The following is a 22,507-nucleotide window of genomic DNA, read 5'->3' as shown; positions in this document are numbered from 1 at the left end:
ACCGATCTGGGAACGTGACTTCTACCGATCTCGGCGGGGGGAGTGCGGGGCTCACCGGGTGGACGCCGGCCGCGCAGGCCGAGGCGCTGCGCTAACATCGCCCCCGAACGACATCCTTGAAGCCCGTCCAGTGAGGCGGAGAAGGAGGTCCACGCACCGTGGCCGCAGCACAGTCCACCGGGAAGCAGATCCTCGGCGCCGCCGAGATCCAGCGCTCCCTCGTCCGAATCGCCCACGAGATCCTGGAGCGCAATCGCGGCAGCAGCGGTCTGGTGCTCCTCGGCATCCCCTCCGGAGGAGTCCCACTGGCACACCGGCTGGCCGCCGCCCTGGAGGTCGCCGCCAAGGAGTCCGGCGAGCCCGCCGGCGCCCCGCCGGTCGGCACCCTGGACATCACCATGTACCGCGACGACCTGGGCCGCCACCCCATCCGCGTGCCCCAGCCCACCCGCATCCCGGGGGAGAGCCTGGAGGGTCGCACCGTCATCCTGGTGGACGACGTGCTCTACTCCGGCCGCACCATCCGCGCCGCCCTGGACGCCCTGGGCGCCATCGGCCGCGCCGACGCCGTACAGCTGGCCGTCCTGGTGGATCGTGGCCACCGCGAGCTGCCCATCCGCGCCGACTACGTGGGCAAGAACCTGCCCACCTCGCGCAGCGAGAAGGTGGTCGTCTCCCTGACCGAGCTCGGCGCCGACGCCGACGCCGTCACCATCGTCGACGCCGAGGAGGCCACCCGATGAAGCACCTGCTGTCCGCCAAGGACCTGTCCCGTGACGAGGCGGTAATGATCCTGGACACCGCCGAGGCCATGGCCGCCACCCAGCGCCACGCCGTCAAGAAGCTCCCCACCCTGCGCGGCAAGACCGTGGTGAACCTCTTCTTCGAGGACTCCACCCGCACCCGGCTGTCCTTCGAGGCCGCCGCCAAGCGGCTGAGCGCCGATGTCATCAACTTCTCCGCCAAGGGCTCCTCGGTCTCCAAGGGGGAGTCCCTGAAGGACACCGCGCAGACCATCATGGCCATGGGCGCCGACGCCGTGGTGGTGCGCCACTCCGCGTGCGGCGCCGCCCACCTGCTGGCCCACGCCGGCTGGATCGACGTGCCCGTGCTCAACGCCGGCGACGGCACCCACCAGCACCCCACCCAGGCGCTGCTGGACGCCATGACCCTGCGCCGCTGGTACACCCCCGGCGGGCCGGACGTCGGCCCCGCCCGCGCCGGGGACGGCAGCCCCGCCCCACAGGGCCGCGACCTGGAGGGCGCCCGGGTGATCATCGTCGGCGACGTACTGCACTCCCGGGTGGCCCGCTCCAACGTGGACCTGCTGACCACCCTGGGCGCGCGCGTCACCCTGGTCGCCCCACCCACCCTGCTGCCGGTGGGCATGGAGGACTGGCCCTGCGAGGTCGCCTACGACTTCGACGCCGCCATCGCCGCCGTCCAGCCCGACGCGGTGATGATGCTGCGCGTGCAGCGCGAGCGCATGAGCGCCGCCGGCGGCGGCTACTTCCCCAGCCCCGGGGAGTACTCCCGCGGCTACGGGCTCGGGGCGGTGCGGCGAGCCGCCATGCCCGAGCACGCCATCGTCATGCACCCCGGACCCATGAACCGCGGCCTGGAGATCACCGCCGACGCCGCCGACGACCCGCGCTCACGCGTGGTGGAACAGGTCGGCAACGGGGTCTCCGTGCGCATGGCCGCCCTCTACCTGCTCCTCGCCGACGAAGGGAACCAGCTGTGACCGCCCACCTGCTCACCGGGGTCCGCCCCTACGGCGAGGACGCCACCGACGTCCTCATCGTCGACGAGACCATCGCCGCCATCGGCCCCGACGCCGCCGCCCAGGCCCCGGCCGAAGTCACCCGCCACGACGACCTGGCCGGCCTGGTGCTGCTGCCCGGGCTCGTGGACATTCACACCCACCTGCGCCAGCCCGGCGGCGAGAGCGCAGAGACCGTTTACACCGGCACCCGCGCCGCCGCCGTCGGCGGCTACACCGCCGTGTTCGCCATGGCCAACACCACCCCCGTGCAGGACAACGCCGGCGTGGTCGAGCAGGTGCTGCGCCTGGGCAATGAGGCCGGCTGGGTGGACGTCCACCCGGTCGGCGCCGTCTCGGAGGGGCTTAAGGGCGAGCACCTGTCCCAGATGGGCGCCATGGCGCACAGCGCCGCCCGGGTGCGCGTGTTCTCCGACGACGGGCACTGCGTGTCCGACCCGGTGCTCATGCGCCGCGCCCTGGAGTACGCCAAGTCCTTCGACGGCGTCATCGCCCAGCACTCCCAGGACCCGCGCCTGACGGAGGGCTCCCAGATGCACGAGGGCCGCGTCTCCGCCGAGCTCGGCCTGGCCGGCTGGCCCGCCGTCGCCGAGGAGTCGATCATCGCCCGCGACGTCCTGCTCGCCGGGCACGTCGGCTCCCGCCTGCACGTGTGCCACCTGTCCACCGCCGGCAGCGTGGAGATCATCCGCTGGGCCAAGGCCCGCGGCATCGACGTCACCGCCGAGGCCACCCCCCACCACCTGCTGCTGACCGACGAGAGGGCCCGCACCTACTCGCCCCTGTACAAGGTCAACCCGCCCCTACGGACCGCCGCCGACGTAGAGGCGGTGCGGGAGGCGCTCGCCGACGGCACCATCGATGTGGTCGGCACCGACCACGCCCCCCACCCGCGCGAGGCCAAGGACTGCGAGTGGCAGGCCGGCGCCTTCGGCATGACCGGCCTGGAGACAGCCCTGCCGATCGTCATCGCCACCATGGTCGAGCCCGGCCGCATGACCTGGCGGGACGTCGCCCGCGTCCTGTCCGAGGCGCCCGCCCGCATCGGCCGCCTGAGCGACCAGGGTCGGCCACTGGCCGTCGGGGAGAGCGCCAACCTGGCGGTGGTCGACCCGGACGTGCGCCGCGTGGTCGATCCCGCCGCCCAGTGGACCCGCTCCACCAACACCCCCTACGCCGGCATGGAACTGCCCGGACAGGTGATGGCAACTTTCCTGCACGGCCGCCCCACCGTACTTGCGGGCCTTCCCGTCGAGCAGAACGTCGAGGACACCGACAAGAAGGAGCACGCATGAGCGCCCCCAGCCCCACGGCCCCGGCCGCCTACGGCGGCTTCACCAGCCCTGCCCTGCCCGCGGGAGCGCCGAGCGAGCGCACCCCGGCACTGCTGGTCCTGGAGGACGGCTACACGCTGATGGGCCGCTCCTACGGCGCCACCGGCTCCACCGTCGCCGAGATCGTCTTCAACACCGGCATGACCGGCTACCAGGAGACCCTCACCGACCCCTCCTACCACCGGCAGATCGTGGTGATGACCTCCCCACACATCGGCAACACGGGAGTCAACGACGAGGACGGCGAGTCCGACCGCATCTGGGTGGCGGGCTTCGTGGTGCGCGACCCCGCCCGCCGCGCCTCCTCCTGGCGGGCCCGCCGTGAGCTGGAGTCCGAGCTGGCCACCCACGGGGTGGTCGGCATCTGCGACATCGACACGCGCGCCCTCACCCGTCACCTGCGGGAGCGGGGCGCCATGCGCGCCGGGATCTTCTCCGGCAGCGCCCTGCCCGACGGCGTCGGCGAGCCCCCGCGTTCCGCGGCCTCCCAGGCGGCCCTGGCAGCCTGCCTGGACGCCGTACGCGCCGAGCCGGCGATGGCGGGGCAGGCGCTCGCCGCCGAGGTGACCACCACCGAGGCCTATGTGGTCGAGCCCAGCGGCCACTTCGCGGGCAAGGAGCCCGTCGCCGTCGTGGCCGCCATCGACCTGGGCATCAAGGCCCGCACCCCCTGGCAGCTGGCCGAGCGGGGCGTGCGCGTGCACGTGCTGCCCCAGTCCACCAACCTGGATGAGGTGCTCGCCCTGCACCCCGACGGCGTCTTCTTCTCCAACGGTCCCGGCGACCCCGGCACGGCCGACGCCGAGGTGGAGCTGCTGCGCGGCGTCCTGGACGCCCGCATCCCCTTCTTCGGCATCTGCCTGGGCAACCAGATCTTCGGCCGCGCACTGGGGTACGGCACCTACAAGCTCGGCTACGGGCACCGCGGCGTGAACCAGCCGGTGCTGGACCGGGCCACCGGCCGGGTCGAGATCACCTCCCACAACCACGGCTTCGCCGTCGACGCCCCCGTGGACGGCCCCAGCACGGCGCCCTTCGACTCCGGGCGCTACGGGCGCGTCGAAGTCAGCTACCTGGGGCTGAACGACGGCGTGGTCGAGGGCCTGCGCGCCCTGGACCTGCCGGCCTTCTCCGTCCAGTTCCACCCCGAGGCCGCCGCCGGCCCGCACGACGGCGAGCACCTGTTCGACCGCTTCATCCGCATGATGCACGAGCACCGCGTCGCCTCCGCCGAAACCGACTCCGCCCCCACCGCAACCCCCGAGGAGAACGCCTGATGCCCCGCCGTACCGACATCTCCTCCGTCCTGGTCATCGGCTCCGGCCCCATCGTCATCGGTCAGGCCTGCGAGTTCGACTACTCCGGCACCCAGGCCTGCCGGGTGCTGCGCGCCGAGGGCATTCGCGTCATCCTGGTCAACTCCAACCCGGCGACCATCATGACCGACCCGGACATGGCCGACGCCACCTACGTCGAGCCCATTACTCCCGAAGTGGTCGAGGCGATCATCGCCAAGGAGCGCCCGGACGCACTCCTGCCCACCCTCGGCGGGCAGACCGCCCTGAACACCGCCATGAGCCTGGTGGAGGCGGGGGTGCTGGACAGGTACGGCGTGGAGCTCATCGGCGCCCGTGCCGAGGCCATCAATGCCGGTGAGGACCGCGATGAGTTCAAGCGGGTGGTTGAGCGCTGCGGCGCCGAGGTGGCCCGCAGCGTCATCGCCCACACCATGGCCGAGTGCCATGCGGGCGTCGAGGCTCTCGGCGGCTACCCCGTGGTGGTGCGCCCCTCCTTCACCATGGGCGGGCTCGGCTCCGGCTTCGCCTACAACGCCGAGGACCTCGAGCGCATCGCCGGGCAGGGCCTGGCCGACTCCCGCACCACCGAGGTGCTCCTGGAGGAGTCCATCCTAGGCTGGAAGGAGATCGAGCTGGAGGTCATGCGCGACCGGGTCGACAACTGCGTGATGGTCTGCTCCATCGAGAACGTCGATCCGGTGGGCGTGCACACCGGAGACTCAATCACCATCGCCCCGGCCCTGACCCTCACCGACCGGGAGCTGCAGAACCTGCGCGACATCGCCATTGCCGTCATCCGTGAGGTGGGTGTGGACACCGGCGGCTGCAACATCCAGTTCGCGGTGCACCCGAATACCGGGCGCGTCATCGTCATCGAGATGAACCCGCGCGTGTCCCGCTCCTCGGCCCTGGCCTCCAAGGCCACCGGCTTCCCGATCGCCAAGATCGCCGCCCGCCTGGCCATCGGCTACACCCTCGATGAGATCCCCAACGACATCACCGGCTCCACCCCCGCCTCCTTCGAGCCGGCCGTCGACTACGTGGTGGTAAAGGTGCCGCGCTTCGCCTTCGAGAAGTTCCGCGGCGCCGACCCGACGCTCACCACCACGATGAAGTCGGTCGGCGAGGCCATGGCCCTGGGCCGCTGCTACACCGAGGCCCTGCAGAAGGCCATGCGCTCCATCGACAAGTCCGGCTCCGTGTTCCACTGGGACGGGCCGGCCCCGACACCGGAGCAGCTGCCTGACCTGGTCGAATCACTGCGCACCCCCACCGAGCACCGCCTGGTCGACCTGCAGCAGGCCATCCGCGGCGGCGCCACCCTGGAGCAGCTGTTCGACGCCACCGCGATCGACCCGTGGTTCCTGGACCAGATGTTCCTGCTGCAGGAGATCGCCGAGGCCGTCCAGGCGGCCCCCGCACTGACCGCCGAGCTGCTTCGGCGCGCCAAGCGGCACGGCTTCTCCGACGCCCAGATCGCCTCCCTGCGCGGGATCGGCGAGGACACGGTCCGCCAGGTGCGCCACGCCTTCGGCCTGCGCCCGGTCTACAAGACGGTGGATACCTGTGCCGCCGAGTTCGCCGCCGACACCCCCTACCTGTACTCCACCTACGAACGGGAGACCGAGGTCGCCCCCCGCGAGCGGGAGGCCGTCATCATCCTGGGAGCGGGCCCCAACCGGATCGGCCAGGGCATCGAGTTCGACTACTCCTGCGTGCACGCCACGATGGCCCTGTCCGAGCGCTACGACACGGTCATGGTGAACTGCAACCCGGAGACCGTGTCCACCGACTACGACATCTCCGACCGGCTGTACTTCGAGCCCCTGACCTTCGAGGACGTGATGGAGGTCTACGAGGCGGAGCTGGCGGCCGGCCCGGTGGCGGGCATGATCGTCCAGCTCGGCGGGCAGACGCCCCTGTCCCTGGCCGCCCGGCTCAAGGCCGCGGGTGTGCCCATCCTGGGCACCACCCCGGAGGCCATCGACGCCGCCGAGGACCGGGAGGTGTTCGGCGTCGTCCTGGAGCGGGCCGGGCTGCCGGCCCCGGCGCACGGCACCACCCTGAGCGACGAGCAGACCCTCGCCGTCGCCGCCGATATCGGCTTCCCGGTGCTGGTCCGCCCCAGCTACGTGCTGGGCGGGCGCGGCATGGAGATCGTCTACGACCGCGACGGCCTGGTCGACTACCTCGCCCGCGCCTCCGCAGAGGCCGGCGGCGCCTACGCCAACGGCCCGCTGCTGATCGACCGCTTCCTCGACGACGCCATCGAGATCGACGTCGACGCCCTCTACGACGGCACCGAACTGTTCCTGGGCGGCGTCATGGAGCACATCGAGGAGGCCGGTATCCACTCTGGCGACTCCGCCTGCGTGCTGCCGCCCATGACCCTGTCCGACACGGAGATCGCCCGCATCCGCCGCTCCACCGAGGCCATTGCCGCCGGGGTGGGCGTGCGCGGGCTGATCAACATCCAGTACGCGCTGGTCTCCGACACCCTGTACGTCATTGAGGCCAACCCGCGCGCCTCGCGCACCGTGCCCTTCGTCTCCAAGGCGACCGGGGTGCAGCTGGCCAAGGCGGCCGCCCTGCTCATGGCCGGCGAGAGCATTGCCGGCCTGAAGGCCTCCGGGCACCTGCCGGCCCACGACGCCTCCGTCACTGATGCGCTGGACCCCATCGCCGTGAAGGAGGCGGTGCTGCCCTTCAAGCGGTTCCGCACGCCCTCCGGGCGGGTGGTGGACACCGTGCTCGGCCCGGAGATGCGCTCCACCGGCGAGGTCATGGGCTACGACGTCGACTTCCCAAGGGCCTTCGCCAAGTCTCAGGCCGGCGCCTACGGCGGGCTGCCCAGCGAGGGCGCCTTGTTCGTGTCCGTCGCCGACCGCGACAAGCGCGCCATCGTGCTGCCCGTCGCCCGCCTGGCGGAACTGGGGTTCACTATCTACGCCACCGCCGGCACCGCCCAGGTGCTGCGGCGCAACGGCATCCCCGCCACCCCGGTCCGCAAGGTCAGCGAGGGCCGGGGCGCTCACGGCGAGCAGACGATCGTCGGGCTGATCGAGTCCGGTGCTATCGACATGGTCATCAACACCCCCAAGGGTCAGGGGGCCCGTGCCGACGGCTACTCGATCCGTGCCGCCACTACCGGCGCCGACAAGCCGATCATCACCACTGTGCAGGAGCTGCAGGCCGCCGTGCAGGCGCTGGAGGCGCAGCTGGCCGCCCCGATGCGAGTGCGCAGTCTGCAACAGCACGACGCCGACCGGCGCTCCCGCCGCAGTGCCGCCGCCTCCGAGGAGGCCTTCGCATGAGCCCCGCTCCGGCGCGCGAGGACAGCTCCCACCGGGTGGATCCACCCTTCGGGGCACGCCTGGCGGCAGCCATGGACACCCACGGCCCGCTGTGCGTGGGCATCGACCCGCATGCGGCCCTCCTGGACGCCTGGGGCCTGCCGGACACGGCAGCCGGGCTGCGGGAGTTCTCCCTGCGCGTGGTCGACGCGCTGGGAGGACGGGTGGCGGGCGTCAAGCCCCAGTCCGCCTTCTTCGAGCGCCACGGCTCCGCCGGCGTCGCCGTGTTGGAGGAGACGCTGGCGGCCCTGCGCCAGGCGGGCACGCTCGCGATCCTGGACGTCAAGCGCGGAGACATCGGCTCCACCATGGATGGCTACGCCCAGGCCTACCTGGCCGACGGCGCCCCACTGGCAGCCGACGCCATCACCGTCTCCCCGTACCTGGGCTATGGCTCACTGCTGCCGGCGCTGGAACTGGCCGCGGACACCGGCCGGGGCGTGTTCGTGCTGGCACTGACCTCCAACCCGGAGGGGGCGGGCGTGCAGCACGCCCGCGGCCCGGCCGGGCGGGCGGTCGCCGCCGACATCGTCGCCGGGGCGGCTGCCTCCAATGCAGCCGCCCGCGCCGCGGGCGAGCTCGGCAGCGTCGGGCTGGTCGTCGGCGCCACCGTCGGCGCGGCCGTGGACGCCCTGGGCATTGACCTGCTGGCGGCCAATGCCCCCCTGCTGGCTCCCGGCGTGGGGGCGCAGGGGGCCGGGGCGGCCGAGTTGCAGAAGGTGTTCGGTCCCGCACGCGGCAACGTGCTCGCCTCCACCTCCCGCGGCGTGCTGCAAGCGGGCCCCGGCGCCGCGGATCTGCGGGAGGCCGCCGACCGGGCCGTCGCCCAGGCCACTGCCGCCCTGCGTCCCTGACGGGCTCTCACCCCGGCGCGCCACGCGGGGCGTGCGCACGGGCCCCGGCGGGGCATAACCTGGCCACGGCAGATGTCCCTACTGCCGATGGAGGCATATCATGGCGATCCCTGAACTCAGTCCCAGGCAACGGGCAGATGCGCTGTGCAAGGCGGCAGCCGCCCGAGACCGGCGCGCCCGGGCCAAGGCCCAGCTCAAACGCGGCGCCCTGACCGTCTCCGGCCTGCTGGAGGCCGCCCAGAGCGACGAGGCACTGGCCAAGATGCGGGCGCTGGACCTGCTGCGGTCCTTGCCGCGCGTGGGCAGCGTGGGCGCGCGGGCCGTGCTGGAGGAGGTCGGCATTGCCGCCAGCCGACGGGTGCGGGGGCTAGGCCCCCGGCAGCGCGCCGAGCTCGTGCGTCGCTTCGGCTGAGCCGCAGGTCACGGGGCATTATGTCCCCATGACCGCAGCCCAGGTGCCGCCCGCCCGCCTCACCGTGATCGCCGGGCCGACCGCCGTGGGGAAGGGCACCCTCGTCGCCGAGCTGCGACGCCGCCACCCCGACCTGTTCGTATCCGTCTCGGCAACCACGCGCGCGCCCCGCCCCGGTGAGCGCGACGGCGTCCACTACCACTTCGTCTCCGACGCCGAGTTCGACCGGCTGGTCGAGGCCGGAGACATGCTGGAGTGGGCGCTCGTGCACGGCACGCATCGCTACGGCACCCCCCGGCGTCCCGTGCAGGAGCAACTGGATGCCGGCCGCCCGGCCCTGCTTGAGATCGACCTGGCGGGTGCGCGCCAGGTGCGCGCCGCCATGCCCGACGCCCAGCTGGTCTTCATCGCGCCGCCCAGCTGGGAGGAACTGGTCTCCCGGCTGCTGGGGCGCGGCACCGAGTCGGACGCCGAGCGCACCCGCCGCCTGGCCACTGCTCGAGTGGAGCTCGACGCCGCAGACGAGTTCGACCGCGTCATCGTCAACGACTCCGTGGCACGTGCCACGGATGAGCTGGAAGACGTGCTCGGCCTGAGCCGCTAGACTCGGGTGCTTGCAGTGCGGTGGCGCCAGCGCGCGCCCGCACCCTGCCAGACCATCACCGCGAATCAGGTAGCAGAACACATTGGGAGACAAGCACATGCTCGGAACCTCCGCCGACCCCGAGGGAATCACCAACCCTCCCATTGACGACCTCCTGGAGAAGGTCGACTCCAAGTACGGGCTGGTGGTGGAGGCCGCCAAGCGCGCCCGGCAGATCAACAGCTACATCCAGCAGCTGGAGGACAACCAGTTCGAGTACTTCGGCCCCCTGGTGGAGGCCGACACCGAGGAGAAGGCCCTGAGCATCGCCCTGCGCGAGGTCGCCGAGGGCAAGCTCCAGGTCATCCCCGGGGATGAGGCCCGCGCCCGCCGCGCCGAGGCCGAGGAGGCCCGCCGCGCCGCCGAGGCCGACATGTTCTCCGACATCTCCCTGGACACTCCGCTGGACCTCGGCGACCAGGGCGAGTCCGCCACCGGCCTGGACGACATCCAGTTCTGATGGTCCAGCGCCTGTACGAGCCGTCGTGAACACTGACAGCACCCGTGCCCGGGACGCGCGCGCGTCCCGGGCACGTCGCATCGTCGTGGGCGTATCCGGTTCCATCGCCGCCTACAAGGCGCCCTCCGTGATCCGGCTGCTGCGCGCGGCCGGGCACGAGGTGCGCACCGTGCCCACGGCGGCTGCCCTGCGCTTCATCGGCGCTCCCGCACTGGCCGCAGTCACCGGCTCCCCGGTTCAGAGCGGGGTCTTCGACGACGCCGCCGCCGTGGCGCACGTGGACGTGGGGGAGTGGGCCGAGCTGGTCCTGGTGGCGCCCGCCTCCGCGGACCTGCTGGCCCGGGCCGCCGCCGGCCGGGCCGATGACCTGCTGACCGCGACGCTGCTGACCACTACGGCGCCCGTGGTGATGGCGCCGGCGATGCACACCCAGATGTGGAACCACCCGGCCACCCGCGCGAACGTGGCCACGCTGCGCCGTCGCGGGGTGGCCATCATCGATCCGGACAGTGGCCCGCTCACCGGATCCGGTTACGGGTCCGGGCGTCTGCCCGCGCCTGAGAAGATCGTGGCCCGCGCGCTGGCCGTGCTCGACTCCGCCGAGGTGAGCGACCACCGCGACCTGGTGGGCCGCCACGTCGTCGTCTCCGCGGGAGGCACCCGCGAGCCACTCGACCCCGTGCGCTATCTCGGAAATCGCTCCTCCGGCCGGCAGGGCGCAGCCATCGCCCGCGCCGCCGCCGCTCGCGGCGCGCGCGTGACCCTGGTGTCCGCGCACGTAGACGCCCAGGTGCTCGCCGACCTGCCGCCCCGGATCGAGGTCGTGCCCGTCACCACCGCCCTCGACCTGCGCGCCGCAGTACGCGCGGCCGCGACGGACGCCGACGCCGTAGTCATGGCCGCCGCCGTAGCCGACTTCCGCCCCGCCACCGTCGCGGCCGCCAAGCTTAAGAAGCACCCGCTCGCCCCGTCCGACGCACAGGGCGGGCCGGATGGATCCACCGGCCCCGTCATCGCCCTGGTGGAGAACCCGGATGTGCTGGCCGAGCTCGTCACCGACCCGCCGCGCACGGACGGCGGACGCACCCTGGTGGTCGGCTTCGCCGCCGAGACCGGTGACGCCGACGGCGACGTGCTGGACCACGGCGCCGCCAAGGCTCGGCGCAAGGGCGCCGACCTGCTGGCGGTCAACGCCGTCGGCCGCTCCCAGGGGTTCGGGGATGTGCCCAACGCCGTCGTGGTGCTGGACGCGGGCGGGCGCGAGGTCACCCGTGCCAGTGGCTCCAAGCAGGAGGTCGCCGACGCCCTGGTGGAGCTGATTGCAGACAGACTCGAGGCACTCCCGGATCGGCAGTAAGGCTTGCCACATGTGCCGGCACCGGGCCGAAGCGGATTGTGCAGGTGTCCGCCGGTACCCTTGGGGGGTGAGTTCCCGCCTACGTCCGTTCACGTCCGAGTCCGTCACCGAGGGGCACCCGGACAAGATCTGCGACCGAGTGTCCGACGCCATCCTCGACGCCATCCTCACGCAAGACCCTGCCGCGCATGTCGCGGTGGAGACCATGGTCACCACCGGCCTCGTACACGTCGCCGGTGAGGTGACCACCAGCGCCTATGTGGAGATCCCCGACATCGTCCGTCGCGAGATCGTCTCCATCGGCTACACCTCGTCCGAGGTGTGCTTCGACGGCGCCTCCTGCGGGGTGTCGATCTCGATCGGCCAGCAGTCCCCGGACATCGCCGCCGGCGTGGACAAGGCCCTGGAGGTACGCGACGACGGCTCCGACCTGGACCCGCTGGACTTCCAGGGCGCGGGCGACCAGGGGCTCATGTTCGGCTACGCCTGCACGGACACCGCGGAGCTCATGCCGCTGCCCATTCACCTGGCGCACCGCCTGGCGGAGCGCCTGGCCCGGGTGCGCAAGCTGGGCATCGTCGAGGGCCTACGTCCCGACGGCAAGACCCAGGTCACCATTGGCTACGACGGCGACAAGCCCGTGTCGCTTTCCGGGGTGGTCGTCTCCACGCAGCACGACCCCGACCGCACCCGGCCGTGGCTCACCGACGCGATCACTCGGGAGGTAATCCGCCCGGTGCTCGAGGCGGAGGAGGACAAGGGGCTGAGGCTGGCCGTCGCCGACGCCGAGATCCTGATCAACCCCTCCGGGCAGTTCGTGATCGGCGGCCCCGCCGGCGATGCCGGCCTGACCGGACGCAAGATCATTGTGGACACCTACGGGGGCATGGCCCGTCACGGCGGCGGCGCCTTCTCCGGCAAGGATCCCTCCAAGGTCGACCGCTCCGGCACCTACGCCATGCGCTGGGTGGCCAAGAACGTGGTTGCCGCCGGGCTGGCCGACCGCTGCGAGGTGCAGATCGCCTACGCGATCGGCTCCGCCCGCCCGGTGGGTCTGTACGTGGAGACCTTCGGCACCGAGAAGGTACCCGTGGAGCGGATCAGCGCCGCCATCAGCACGGTCTTCGACCTGCGCCCGGCCGCGATCGTGCGCGACCTGGACCTACTGCGTCCGATCTACCGGAGCACCAGCGCCTACGGTCACTTCGGCCGGCCGGGCTTCACCTGGGAGAGCACCGACCGGGCGGCGGCGCTGCGCGAGGCCTGCTGACGGCGCCGGGTGGGGGAGGAGGTCATGGTGTCGGCGGCCGCCGCCCCGGGGGCAGCTCCCGAACAGGGTGTACTGCTTGACGCCCCCACGACCTCCGCGCGCCGGGTCGACGGCCCGGGCGTGGCGCAGCCCGTTGCGCGGATCCTGCTGGAGACCGCGGTACCGCACCTGGACCGGCTCTTCGACTACCTGGTGCCGCCCGAGCTCGATGTCGCCGCGGCCGTAGGCACCCGTGTGGTCGTCCGCTTCGGCGGCCAGGATCTGCACGGATGGATCTGGGAACGCGCGGACACCACCACCCACCCCGGTCGGCTGGCCTCCATTCGCCGGGTCGTCTCAGACCTGCCGGTGCTCACCCCGCAGACCATGCGTCTGGTCGAGGCGGTAGCCGCCCGCACCGCCGGGGTGCGCTCCGACGTCGTCCGGCTGGCCGTGCCCGCCCGCCACGCCACCACCGAGCGCGAGGAGCGCGACCGGCCCGCCTCGGCGGTACCGCGCTGGTCGCCCCCGCCGGCGGACGCCTGGGCGACCTACGACGGCGGTCCCGGCTTCTTGGACCGGCTCGCCGCCGGCGAGGCGCCGCGCGCGGTTTGGACCGCTCTGCCGGGGCGTCCCGGCCTGGTGCCGCACTGGACCCGTCTGGTCGCCGACGCCGCCCGGGCCGCCCTGGCCGGTGGGCGCGGCGTGCTCGTCGTCGTTGCCACCACCGAGCGTGCGGAGGCTGTTGCCGCCGAGCTGACCACCGCCCTGGACGGGGAGGGCGTGGCGGTTCTCTCCGCCGAGCACGGTCCCGCCCGCCGTTACCGGGCGTTCCTGCGGGCGCTGACCGGCCGCACCCGGGTCGTGGTGGGCACCAGAGCCGCCGCCTTCGCCCCCGTGCGCAACCTGGGCCTGGCCGTCATCTGGGACGACGGCGATGACCGGCTCGACGAGCCCCACGCCCCCTACATCCACGCTCGCACCGTACTGGCCCTGCGCAGCGGCCTGGCCGGGACCGGCCTGCTGATCGCCGGCTACACCCGTTCCGTTGAGGCGCAGGCGTACGTGGAGCAGGGCTGGGCCACCGAGCTGAGCGCCCGCCGTGAAACCGTGCGCGCCGCGACCGCGCGAGTGCAGGTGCCCGGAGCCCCGGAGCTCGAGGCGGAGGGGCCCTCCGGCGGCGCCCGCATTCCCTCCCTGGCTCACCGCGCCGTGCGCGCGGCCCTGAAGCGCGGCCCCGTGCTGGTGCAGGTGCCGCGAGGCGGTTACGCACCACTGGTGGCCTGCGCCCGCTGCCGCGCCGTCGCCCGCTGCACGGCCTGCTCCGGTCCGCTCGCCATGGGGCGGGAGGGAGCCGTCACCTGCCGCTGGTGCGCCCGTACGGTCGCCAACTGGATCTGCTCGGAGTGCGGGTGCCCGCGGCTGCGCATGGTGCAGGTGGGTACTACCCGCACGGCGGAGGAACTCGGGCGGGCCTTCCCCGGCGTTCCGGTCGTCGCCTCCGGGGCGCGGGAGGACCACGGCGTCATCACCACCGTCGACGCCCGCCCCCGGCTGGTGGTCGCCACGCCGGGGGCGGAGCCCGAGGCCGACGGCGGTTACTGGGCGGTGCTGCTGCTGGACGGGGCCGCCCTGTCCGCTCGCGCCGAACTGGGCGCGGCCAGCGAGGCCCTGCGCCACTGGACCAACGCCGCCGTCCTCGCCCACCCGGACGCGCGGGTGATCCTCCTGGGCGGCCCCAATCCGGTGGTGGCGCAGGCGCTGGTGCGCTGGGACCACGCGGGCTTCGCCCGCCGTGAGCTGACCGAGCGGGCCGAACTGCACCTGCCGCCGGCCTGGCGGGCCGCCCGCGTCGACGGGCCGCGCCCCCGCCTGGAGGACCTGTTCCAGCGAGCCCGGACGGCCGACTTCGAAGTGCTCGGTCCCGTCGCCGTCCCCCGACAGGCCGCAGGTTCGCCCAGCGCTCCTGCAGCACCCGCGGAGCCGAAGGCCATGCGCGGGCTCATCCGGGCGCCCCTGGGCAGGGGCCGCGAGCTGGCCGCCTTCCTGCGCCTACAGCTGCGGGACGGCTCCGTGCGCCGGGAGGAACCCGTGCGCGTCGAGCTCGATCCGACCGTTCTGTGGTAGAAACCCGGGACGCGCTGTGGTAGAGGTCAGGTCATGAGTTCCGCCCCACATCCCTGCACCGGTGCCGTCGCCGACGGCATCGACGCCGTCGTATTCGACTACGGCAATGTCATCTACACCTGGGAGGCGGTCGGCGCGGTCGCCGGCCGCGTAAAGCTCGCGGCCTGGCAGGAGTTCGTGGAACAGGGCGATTTCCCCCGTTGGAACGCCATGCTGGATGCCGGCGTGCCCCTGGAGCAGATCCTCGACGCGCTGGCCGCCGCCCACCCCGACCGCCCCGACTGGCCCCGCATCCTGCGCACCTACTGGGACCACTTCATCGACACCAAGACCGGCCCCGTACCCGGCACTGCCGCCATCATTGAGGCGCTGGCGGACGCCGGCGTGCCCCTGTACGCCTTGACCAACTTCAACGACGTGCTGTTCGCGGCCACTCGCCACCTCTCACCCCTGCTGGAGCGCTTCGGCGGCATCGTGGTCTCCGGGCGGGAGCACCTGGTCAAGCCCGATCCCGCCATCTACCGTCTGCTGCTGGACCGCTACCACCTGTGCGCCGAGCACACCCTGTTCATTGACGACTCGCCGGTGAACGTGGATGCCGCTCGGGCCGTGGGCATGCGCGCCCACCGCTTCACCGGTGCCGGGATGCTGCGCGCCGTCCTGATTGAGCAGGGCCTGCTGCCCGCGCCCCTAGACTGACCCCATGCGTGTTCTCTTCGCCGGAACCCCCGAGACGGCCCTGCCCGCGCTGCGGGCGCTGATCGCGGCGCCCGAGCACGAGGTGGTCGGAGTGCTGACCCGGGCAGACGCCCGCCGCGGCCGCGGCCGCACCCTGCACCCCTCGCCGGTGGCCGCCGCCGCCCGTGCAGCCGGGCTGGAGGTGCACACCCCGGCCACCCTCCGCGACGAGGACACCCAGGCGTGGGTGCGTGGTCTGCATGCCGACGTCGCCGTCGTCGTCGCCTACGGTCGGCTCGTGCCCACCGAGCTGCTGGACGTGCCCGCGCACGGTTGGATCAACCTGCACTTCTCCCTGCTGCCGGCCTGGCGCGGCGCCGCCCCCGTGCAGCGGGCCCTGATCGCCGGAGACACCGTCACCGGAGCCAGCGTGTTCCGCCTCGAGGAGGGGCTGGACACCGGACCCGTCTACGCCCGCATCACCGAGCCCATTCGTCCCGACGACACGGCCGGCGAGCTGCTCGCCCGCCTGGCCGACGCCGGCGCCCCCCTGCTCCTGGACGTCCTGTCCGGCCTGCAGTCCGCAGCCGTGGTCCCGCAGGCGCAGGACGCCGCACGGGCCACCCACGCCCCGGTGCTGACGCCCGCCGACGGGCGCATCGACTTCCGCGACAGCGCCGTGGACATCGACCGCCGCATCCGCGGCGTCACCCCGGCCCCGGGCGCCCACACCACCTACCAGGGCACCCGGCTGCGCCTGGGTCCGGTAACGCCCCTCCCGGAGGTCACCGACCTGGCGCCCGGCGCCCTGCATGCCACCAAGCACGAGGTGCGCGTCGGCACCGGGCGGGGCGCGGTCCGCCTGGGCCGAGTGGCACCCGCCGGCAAGCACTGGATGGACGCCGACGCCTGGGCGCGCGGTGCCCGTCCGGCGGCAGGCACGGTGCTCGGACAGGCAGCAGAGGACACCAACGAATGAGAGACGAGATGACCCTCCCGGACCACCCCGCCCCCTCCCCGGACACCGGGCCGGACCGCCGCCGCCCCGCCCGCGCCTCCGCTCCGGACGTCGACCCCGCCCGCCTGGCCTGTCTGCACACCCTGACCAAGGTGCGGGAGGACGACGCCTACGCCAACCTGGTGCTGCCGACCATCCTCGACCAGGCGCGCCTGGGACGGCGCGACGCCGGCTTCGCCACCGCGCTCACCTACGGCACCCTGCGTCTGCAAGGCCGCTACGACGCCATCATCGCCGAGTGCATCGACCGGCCGCTGCCGCAGGTCGACGCCGTCGTCCTGGACGTGCTGCGGCTCGGCGCCCACCAGTTGCTGGCCATGCGCGTGCCCACGCACGCCGCCGTGTCCACCACCGTCGACCTGGCCGCCTACAGCGCCGGGCGCGGCGCCTCCGGCTTCGTGAACGCCGTGATGCGCCGCATCAGCGAGCACGACCTGGAGGACTGGCTCGCCCGGCTGCGCGCGGACGCCTCCGACACCACCGCCGCCCTGGCGCGCGCGCAGTCGCACCCCGCCTGGGTGGTCAAGGCCCTGCGCCAGGCGCTGAAGGTCAACGGGCGGGACGCCGACGGGGAGCTGGAGGCGCTGCTGGAGGCGGACAACACCGACCCGCAGGTCACCCTGTGCGCCCGCCCCGGACTGATCACCGTGGACGAGCTGTCCGCGCAGGTCCGGGCGGCCACCGGCGAGGAACCCCGGCCCGGCCGCTTGAGCCCGTATGCGCTGGTCCTGTCCGGCGGCGACCCCGGACGCATCGAGGCCGTGCGCGACTCCCGCGCCGGCGTCGAGGACGAGGCCAGCCAGCTCGTGGCCCTCATGCTCGCCCAGGCGCCGCTGGAGGGCCACGACGAGCGCTGGCTCGATCTGTGCGCCGGGCCCGGCGGCAAGGCGGCCCTGCTGGGGGCGCTGGCCGCCGACCGCGGCGCCACGCTGGTGGCCAACGAGGTCGCCGTCCACCGCGCCCGGCTGGTGGAGGCCGCCGTGCGCGCCCTGCCCGACGGCGTCGTCACCGTGCGCGCCGAGGACGGCCGCAAGGTCGGATCGCAGGAGCCCGGAGCCTACGACCGCATCCTGGTGGACGCCCCCTGCTCCGGCCTGGGCTCCTTGCGACGACGCCCCGAGGCCCGCTGGCGCCGCACGCCCCAGGACGTGGCCGCGCTGGCCGAGCTGCAGCGGGAACTGCTCGCCGGCGCGGCCGCAGCGGCGCGGCCCGGCGGCTTGATCGCCTATGTCACCTGCTCGCCCCATGTACTGGAGACGAGCCTGGTGGTGCGCGACGTGACCCGGCAGCTGGCCCGCGCAGGCATCGAGCTGGAGCCGCTGCACGCCGGCCGCCTGGCCGCCGACCTGGCCCCGCAGGCACCGGCCGGCGCCGATCGGCAGATGCTGCAGACCTGGCCGCACCTGGACGACTCCGACGCCATGTTCTGTGCGCTGCTGCGGCGTACCGTGTAACCACCCTCGAGAAGGAGCCCTCCGTGCCACAGCCGGCCATCCACCCCTCCATCCTCAACGCCGATCAGGCCCACCTCGCCGCCGAGTTGGAGCGCGTGCGCACCGCGGATGGCCTGCACGTGGACATCATGGACAACCACTTCGTCCCCAACCAGTTCGGCGGCCCCAGCCTGGTGCAGGCAGTGCTCGCCCACACCTCGCTGCCGGTCGACGCCCACCTGATGGTCACCGACGCCGACCGCTGGGCGCCCGCGTACGCGGAGGCCGGCTGTGCCATTGTCACCAGTCACCTGGAGGCCACCGCCGCGCCGTTCCGCCTGGCGAGGCAGCTGCGCCGCCTCGGCGCCGGCGTTGGTTTCGCACTGCGACCGGCCACGCCACTGACCGCCGTGGAGCCACTGCTGACGGAGATCGATCTGCTGCTGCTGATGACCGTCGAGCCCGGGTTCGGAGGACAGTCCTTCCTGGACCCGATGCTGGACAAGATCGCGGCTGCCCGCCGCCTGGTGGGGGAGCGGGGCCAGGAGCTGCGTATCCAGATCGATGGCGGGGTCACCGAGCAGACCATCGTGCGTGCCGCCGAGGCCGGGGCGGATGTGTTCGTCGCCGGCTCCGCCGTCTATCGGGCCGACGACGCCGTCGCCGCGATCGCCACGCTGCGGGAGCGCGCCGCCGTCCACCGCCACTGAGCCGGCGGCCGGGGGCGGCGCGCGACGACATGCCGAGCCGGCCCCGTGATACCGCCGACACTCCGGCAGGCATATTCAAGGTAACGGACACGATTTGTGGTGTTTCCACAATAGGCTTGCGATGAAGGGTGGCCGTATCGTTGCGGTGCGGCGGGAATCGCGCGTCTCATCCCATTGGGTACCCCAAAGGACTTGTAGGCAAACGCGAGTCATGCCTGTTCGAGACCAGTTCCCGGACGGGTCCGCCTCCACCGACCATCCACCCCAGGAGCCGCCCAGTGAGCGCTGACGCGAGCCACGACTGTCCTCCCAATCGCATCCTGATCGCCAACCGCGGTGAGATCGCCCTGCGCGTGGCACGCACCGTCAGAGATCTCGGCGGCACGTCGATCCTGCCGTACACGCCGGAGGATCTGATGAGCCCGGCGGCGGAGTTCGTCGATGAGGCCTACGCCCTGCCCGAGGGCTCCGGCTACACCGACGCCGCCGCCATCCTCGACCTCGCCCACCGCACCGGCGCCGAGGCGATTCACCCCGGTTACGGCTTCCTGGCCGAGGACGCCGACTTCGCCCAGGCGGTCGGAGACGCCGGCATCACCTGGGTGGGCCCCTCGCCGTCGGCCATGCGCACCCTGGGGGACAAGCTCAGCGCCCGCGCCGCCGCGGTGGCCGCCGGCGTCGATCCCGTACCCGGCATCACCGACTCGGTCACCGATCCGGAGTCAGTGGTCGCCTTCGCGGCCGTCCACGGCTACCCGGTCGCCCTCAAGCGGACCGACGGCGGCGGCGGGCGGGGCATCACCGTGCTGGAGGACGATGCCGCCGTCCGCGCCACCCCCGCCTTCGACTCCGCGGCCGGCGTCGGCACGCTCATTCTGGAGAAGTACGTAACCGCCGCCCGCCACGTGGAGACCCAGTGCGCGCGCGACGCCCACGGCGCCTTCGCCGTGGTCTCGACCCGCGACTGCACCCTGCAGCGCCGCAACCAGAAGCTCCTGGAGGAGGCCCCCGCACCCTACCTGCCCGACGCCGTTCAGGAACGGCTGCACGAGGCCTCCCGGCGGCTGCTCGAGGCCGTCGACTACGTAGGCGTGGCCACCTGCGAGTTCCTGCTGACGCCCGCCGGTGAGCTGTGGTTCCTGGAGGTCAACCCGCGCCTGCAGGTCGAGCACTGCGTCTCCGAGGAGGTCACCGGCGTCGACTTGGTCGAGACGCAGCTGCGCATCGCCGCCGGCGGGCGGCTCGGCCCCGTCCCCGCCCCCCGCGGCCACTCCCTGGAACTGCGCATCACCTGTGAGGACCCCGCGCAGGGGCTCGCCCCCTCCACCGGCACCATCACCAGGCTGCGCTGGCCCGCCGGCCCCGGCATCCGCATCGACTCCGGCGTGGTTGAGGGAGACACCGTCACCCCCGCCTTCGATCCCATGCTCGCCAAGATCGTGGTCACCGGAGCCGACCGCGACCAGGCCATCCGCCGGGCGCGCCGCGCCTTGAGGGAGACCGTCGTCGAGGGCGTGACCGTGTGCACCTCCCTGCACGCCCATGTGCTGGGCCGGGAGGAGTTCACCCGGCCCGACGCCGACTCCCGGCTGAGCGTGACCACCCGTTGGCTTGAGGACGCGGTGCTGCCGGACCTGGCCGCCCCCGCCGTCGGCACCGGGGCAGCCGCGGGCGAGCCCCTGCCGGATAGCCACCGCACCCGCTCCACCTACGTGGTCGAGATCAACGGCCATCGCCTGCAAGTCACCGTGCCCGACGGCATCCTCGGCGGTCACAGCCGGCGCCTGGGCGGGAGCTACCCCGGCGGCTCCCACCTGGCCCAGCAGCCGCTGCGCGGACGGGGCTCGGGCCGTGGCCGCTCCGCCGCCAGCGGCAGCGCCCAGGGCGGAGACCCGGGTGCCATCGCCGCCCCCATGCAGGCGATCGTCACCCGCATCTGCGTCTCCCCGGGGCAGCGTGTGCGCGCCGGCGACCTGCTGGTGGTGCTGGAGTCCATGAAGATGGAGAACTACGTGCACGCCCCGGCGGACGCCACCGTCGCCGACATCCCCGTCAGCGCCGGCCGCACCGTCTCCGCGGGCGAGATTCTGGTCCGCATGCGGGACATCCGCGACGACTCCCAGCCCCAGCAGGAGGCCTGACCATGACCGAAGCCACCGCGACCTCCGCCGCCGCGAGCGCAGCCACCATGGCCACCTCGCCGGCGACCACCGCCTTCCGCGAGCGCATCGCCCGCGTCGACGCCGAGGCCGAGGAACGGGCCGCCGCGCGCCAGCACGCCAAGGGCAAGCACACCGCCCGCGAGCGCATCGACATGCTGCTGGACGCCGACAGCTTCCTGGAGATCGGCCGCTACTCGGGCTCCGGGGCCGGCGAGCGGGCCCGCCCCTCCGGCGTGGTCACCGGCTTCGGCCAGATCGGCGGCCGCCAGGTGGCCGTCTACTCCCAGGACTTCTCCGTGTCCGGCGGCGCCCTGGGCAGGGTGGAGGGCGACAAGATCGTCCGGCTGCTGGACGATGCCCTGCGCCTGTCCATCCCGGTGATCGGACTGATCGACTCCGGCGGCGCCAAGATCCAGGAGGGCGTGGCCGCCCTGCGCCAGTACGGCCGCATCTTCAACCGCACCTGCGCCGCCTCCGGGCTGGTGCCCCAGATCAGCGTGATCATGGGCCCGTGCGCCGGCGGTGCCGTCTACAGCCCCGCGCTGACCGACTTCGTGATCGCCACCCGCGAGGCCTCCCACATGTTCGTGACCGGCCCCGATGTGGTGCGCGCGGTCACCGGTGAGCGCATCAGCGCCGAGGAGCTGGGCGGGGCCGACATCCACGGCTCGGTCAGCGGAGTGGTCCACTACGTGGCCGAGGACGAGGAGGACGCCCTGGACCAGGTGCGCACGCTGCTGGCCTACCTGCCGTCCTCCTCCGAGCAGGAGGCCCCCCGCTACGCCTACGAGGATGCCGACCGGGCCGCGGACCGGGACGCCGCAACCGAGGTCGGCACCCTGGTGCCCGCCTCGCCCCGCCAGCCCTACGACGTGACCGCCGTGGTCACCGCGCTCGTGGACCACGGGGAGCTGGTGCAGGTGCAGGAGGACTTCGCCGCCAACGTCGTGGTCGGCTTCGCCTGCTTCGAGGGGCGCCCCGTCGGTGTGGTCGCCAACCAGCCGCTGGTCGACGCCGGCACCCTGGACGTGGACGCCTCCGAGAAGCTGGCCCGCTTCGTGCGCTTCTGCGACGCCTTCGGCCTGCCCGTGGTCACCTTCGTGGATGTGCCCGGCTACCGGCCCGGCGCCGAGCAGGAGCACGCCGGCATCATCCGCCGCGGCGCCAAGGTCATCAACGCCTACGCCTCGGCCACCGTCCCGCTGGTGACCGTGGTGCTGCGCAAGGCCTACGGCGGCGCCTACATCGTGATGGGCTCCAAGGCCATCGGCGCCGACCTGAACTTCTGCTGGCCCGGCGCCGAGATCGCCGTCCTCGGAGCCCAGGGCGCGGTGGGCATCATCCACCGCCGCGACCTGCGCAAGGTGCGCGAGGAGTCCGGTGAGCAGGCCGCCGCGGCCGAGCAGCAGCGCCTGGTCGAGGAGTACACCGACACCGTCATCAACCCCGACAAGGCAGTCGCCATCGGGGAGATCGACGCCGTCATCGCCCCCGAGGACACGCGCACCGTCATCGTTGACTCCCTGGCCGCCCTGGCGGACAAGCGCGACGGACGCCGCGCCCCCGCCAAGAAGCACGACAACGGCCCGCTATGACCATCAGCCCGACCAGCCCGACCCCAAAGACCACCCCGATC

The 22,507-nt window shown here is 73.0% G+C and carries 18 protein-coding genes; all 18 read left to right on the top strand.

The features are described from left to right. Positions 1-158: 158 nt before the first annotated feature. Positions 159-743: a bifunctional pyr operon transcriptional regulator/uracil phosphoribosyltransferase PyrR gene (gene pyrR, locus BLR49_RS08125; RefSeq protein ID WP_092536162.1), complete on the top strand. Its 585-nt coding sequence runs from the start codon at positions 159-161 to the stop codon at positions 741-743. Then, the gene (locus BLR49_RS08120; RefSeq protein WP_092536159.1) at positions 740-1,744 is read left to right on the top strand and encodes an aspartate carbamoyltransferase catalytic subunit; all 1,005 of its coding nucleotides are present in this window, start codon (positions 740-742) and stop codon (positions 1,742-1,744) included. Before pyrR ends, BLR49_RS08120 begins: the two co-directional genes overlap by 4 nt. Further along, positions 1,741-3,078 (top strand): dihydroorotase, encoded by a 1,338-nt coding sequence (locus BLR49_RS08115; RefSeq protein WP_092536156.1) that lies wholly within the window; start codon positions 1,741-1,743, stop codon positions 3,076-3,078. The genes BLR49_RS08120 and BLR49_RS08115 overlap by 4 nt, the downstream gene beginning before the upstream one ends. 119 nt (positions 3,079-3,197) lie before the next feature. Then, a complete protein-coding gene (gene carA, locus BLR49_RS08110; RefSeq protein ID WP_245690560.1) occupies positions 3,198-4,394 on the top strand; it encodes a glutamine-hydrolyzing carbamoyl-phosphate synthase small subunit in 1,197 nt (398 codons plus the stop codon). Then, positions 4,394-7,729, top strand: coding sequence for a carbamoyl-phosphate synthase large subunit (carB, locus tag BLR49_RS08105; RefSeq protein WP_092536150.1), 3,336 nt, complete (start codon positions 4,394-4,396; stop codon positions 7,727-7,729). Before carA ends, carB begins: the two co-directional genes overlap by 1 nt. After that, positions 7,726-8,622 (top strand): orotidine-5'-phosphate decarboxylase, encoded by an 897-nt coding sequence (gene pyrF, locus BLR49_RS08100; RefSeq protein WP_092536147.1) that lies wholly within the window; start codon positions 7,726-7,728, stop codon positions 8,620-8,622. Before carB ends, pyrF begins: the two co-directional genes overlap by 4 nt. Positions 8,623-8,722: 100 nt before the next feature. After that, the gene (gene mihF, locus BLR49_RS08095) at positions 8,723-9,034 is read left to right on the top strand and encodes an integration host factor, actinobacterial type (RefSeq protein ID WP_092536144.1); all 312 of its coding nucleotides are present in this window, start codon (positions 8,723-8,725) and stop codon (positions 9,032-9,034) included. 28 nt (positions 9,035-9,062) lie between these two features. Then, positions 9,063-9,638, top strand: coding sequence for a guanylate kinase (gene gmk / locus BLR49_RS08090; RefSeq protein WP_092536141.1), 576 nt, complete (start codon positions 9,063-9,065; stop codon positions 9,636-9,638). A 97-nt stretch (positions 9,639-9,735) separates the two neighbouring features. Then, the gene (gene rpoZ / locus BLR49_RS08085) at positions 9,736-10,137 is read left to right on the top strand and encodes a DNA-directed RNA polymerase subunit omega (protein ID WP_092536138.1); all 402 of its coding nucleotides are present in this window, start codon (positions 9,736-9,738) and stop codon (positions 10,135-10,137) included. A 25-nt stretch (positions 10,138-10,162) separates the two neighbouring features. Continuing rightward, the gene (gene coaBC, locus BLR49_RS08080; protein WP_092536136.1) at positions 10,163-11,494 is read left to right on the top strand and encodes a bifunctional phosphopantothenoylcysteine decarboxylase/phosphopantothenate--cysteine ligase CoaBC; all 1,332 of its coding nucleotides are present in this window, start codon (positions 10,163-10,165) and stop codon (positions 11,492-11,494) included. A 67-nt stretch (positions 11,495-11,561) separates the two neighbouring features. Then, on the top strand, positions 11,562-12,764 hold the full coding sequence (gene metK, locus BLR49_RS08075; RefSeq protein ID WP_176765817.1) for a methionine adenosyltransferase: 1,203 nt from the start codon (positions 11,562-11,564) through the stop codon (positions 12,762-12,764). Between the two features lie 24 nt (positions 12,765-12,788). Beyond that, a complete protein-coding gene (locus tag BLR49_RS08070; protein ID WP_176765816.1) occupies positions 12,789-14,870 on the top strand; it encodes a primosomal protein N' family DNA-binding protein in 2,082 nt (693 codons plus the stop codon). A 33-nt stretch (positions 14,871-14,903) separates the two neighbouring features. Continuing rightward, a complete protein-coding gene (locus BLR49_RS08065) occupies positions 14,904-15,569 on the top strand; it encodes an HAD family hydrolase (RefSeq protein ID WP_092536130.1) in 666 nt (221 codons plus the stop codon). 4 nt (positions 15,570-15,573) lie between these two features. Next, positions 15,574-16,527, top strand: a complete 954-nt coding sequence (fmt, locus tag BLR49_RS08060; RefSeq protein ID WP_092536127.1) for a methionyl-tRNA formyltransferase — start codon at positions 15,574-15,576, stop codon at positions 16,525-16,527. Between the two features lie 8 nt (positions 16,528-16,535). Continuing rightward, positions 16,536-18,020, top strand: a complete 1,485-nt coding sequence (locus BLR49_RS08055; RefSeq protein WP_245690554.1) for an RsmB/NOP family class I SAM-dependent RNA methyltransferase — start codon at positions 16,536-16,538, stop codon at positions 18,018-18,020. Between the two features lie 23 nt (positions 18,021-18,043). After that, a complete protein-coding gene (gene rpe, locus BLR49_RS08050; RefSeq protein WP_092536120.1) occupies positions 18,044-18,709 on the top strand; it encodes a ribulose-phosphate 3-epimerase in 666 nt (221 codons plus the stop codon). A 278-nt stretch (positions 18,710-18,987) separates the two neighbouring features. Continuing rightward, positions 18,988-20,850, top strand: a complete 1,863-nt coding sequence (locus BLR49_RS08045; protein WP_092536117.1) for an acetyl/propionyl/methylcrotonyl-CoA carboxylase subunit alpha — start codon at positions 18,988-18,990, stop codon at positions 20,848-20,850. 2 nt (positions 20,851-20,852) lie between these two features. Next, complete coding sequence (locus BLR49_RS08040) at positions 20,853-22,466, top strand: acyl-CoA carboxylase subunit beta (protein WP_092536115.1); 1,614 nt, start codon at positions 20,853-20,855, stop codon at positions 22,464-22,466. Positions 22,467-22,507: the final 41 nt, after the last annotated feature.

Source organism: Actinomyces ruminicola (genome assembly GCF_900103885.1).
Taxonomy (GTDB): Bacteria; Actinomycetota; Actinomycetes; order Actinomycetales; family Actinomycetaceae; genus Actinomyces; species Actinomyces ruminicola.
The sequence above is the reverse complement of the archived record's forward strand: the minus strand, read 5'-3'. Positions and strand labels throughout refer to the sequence as shown.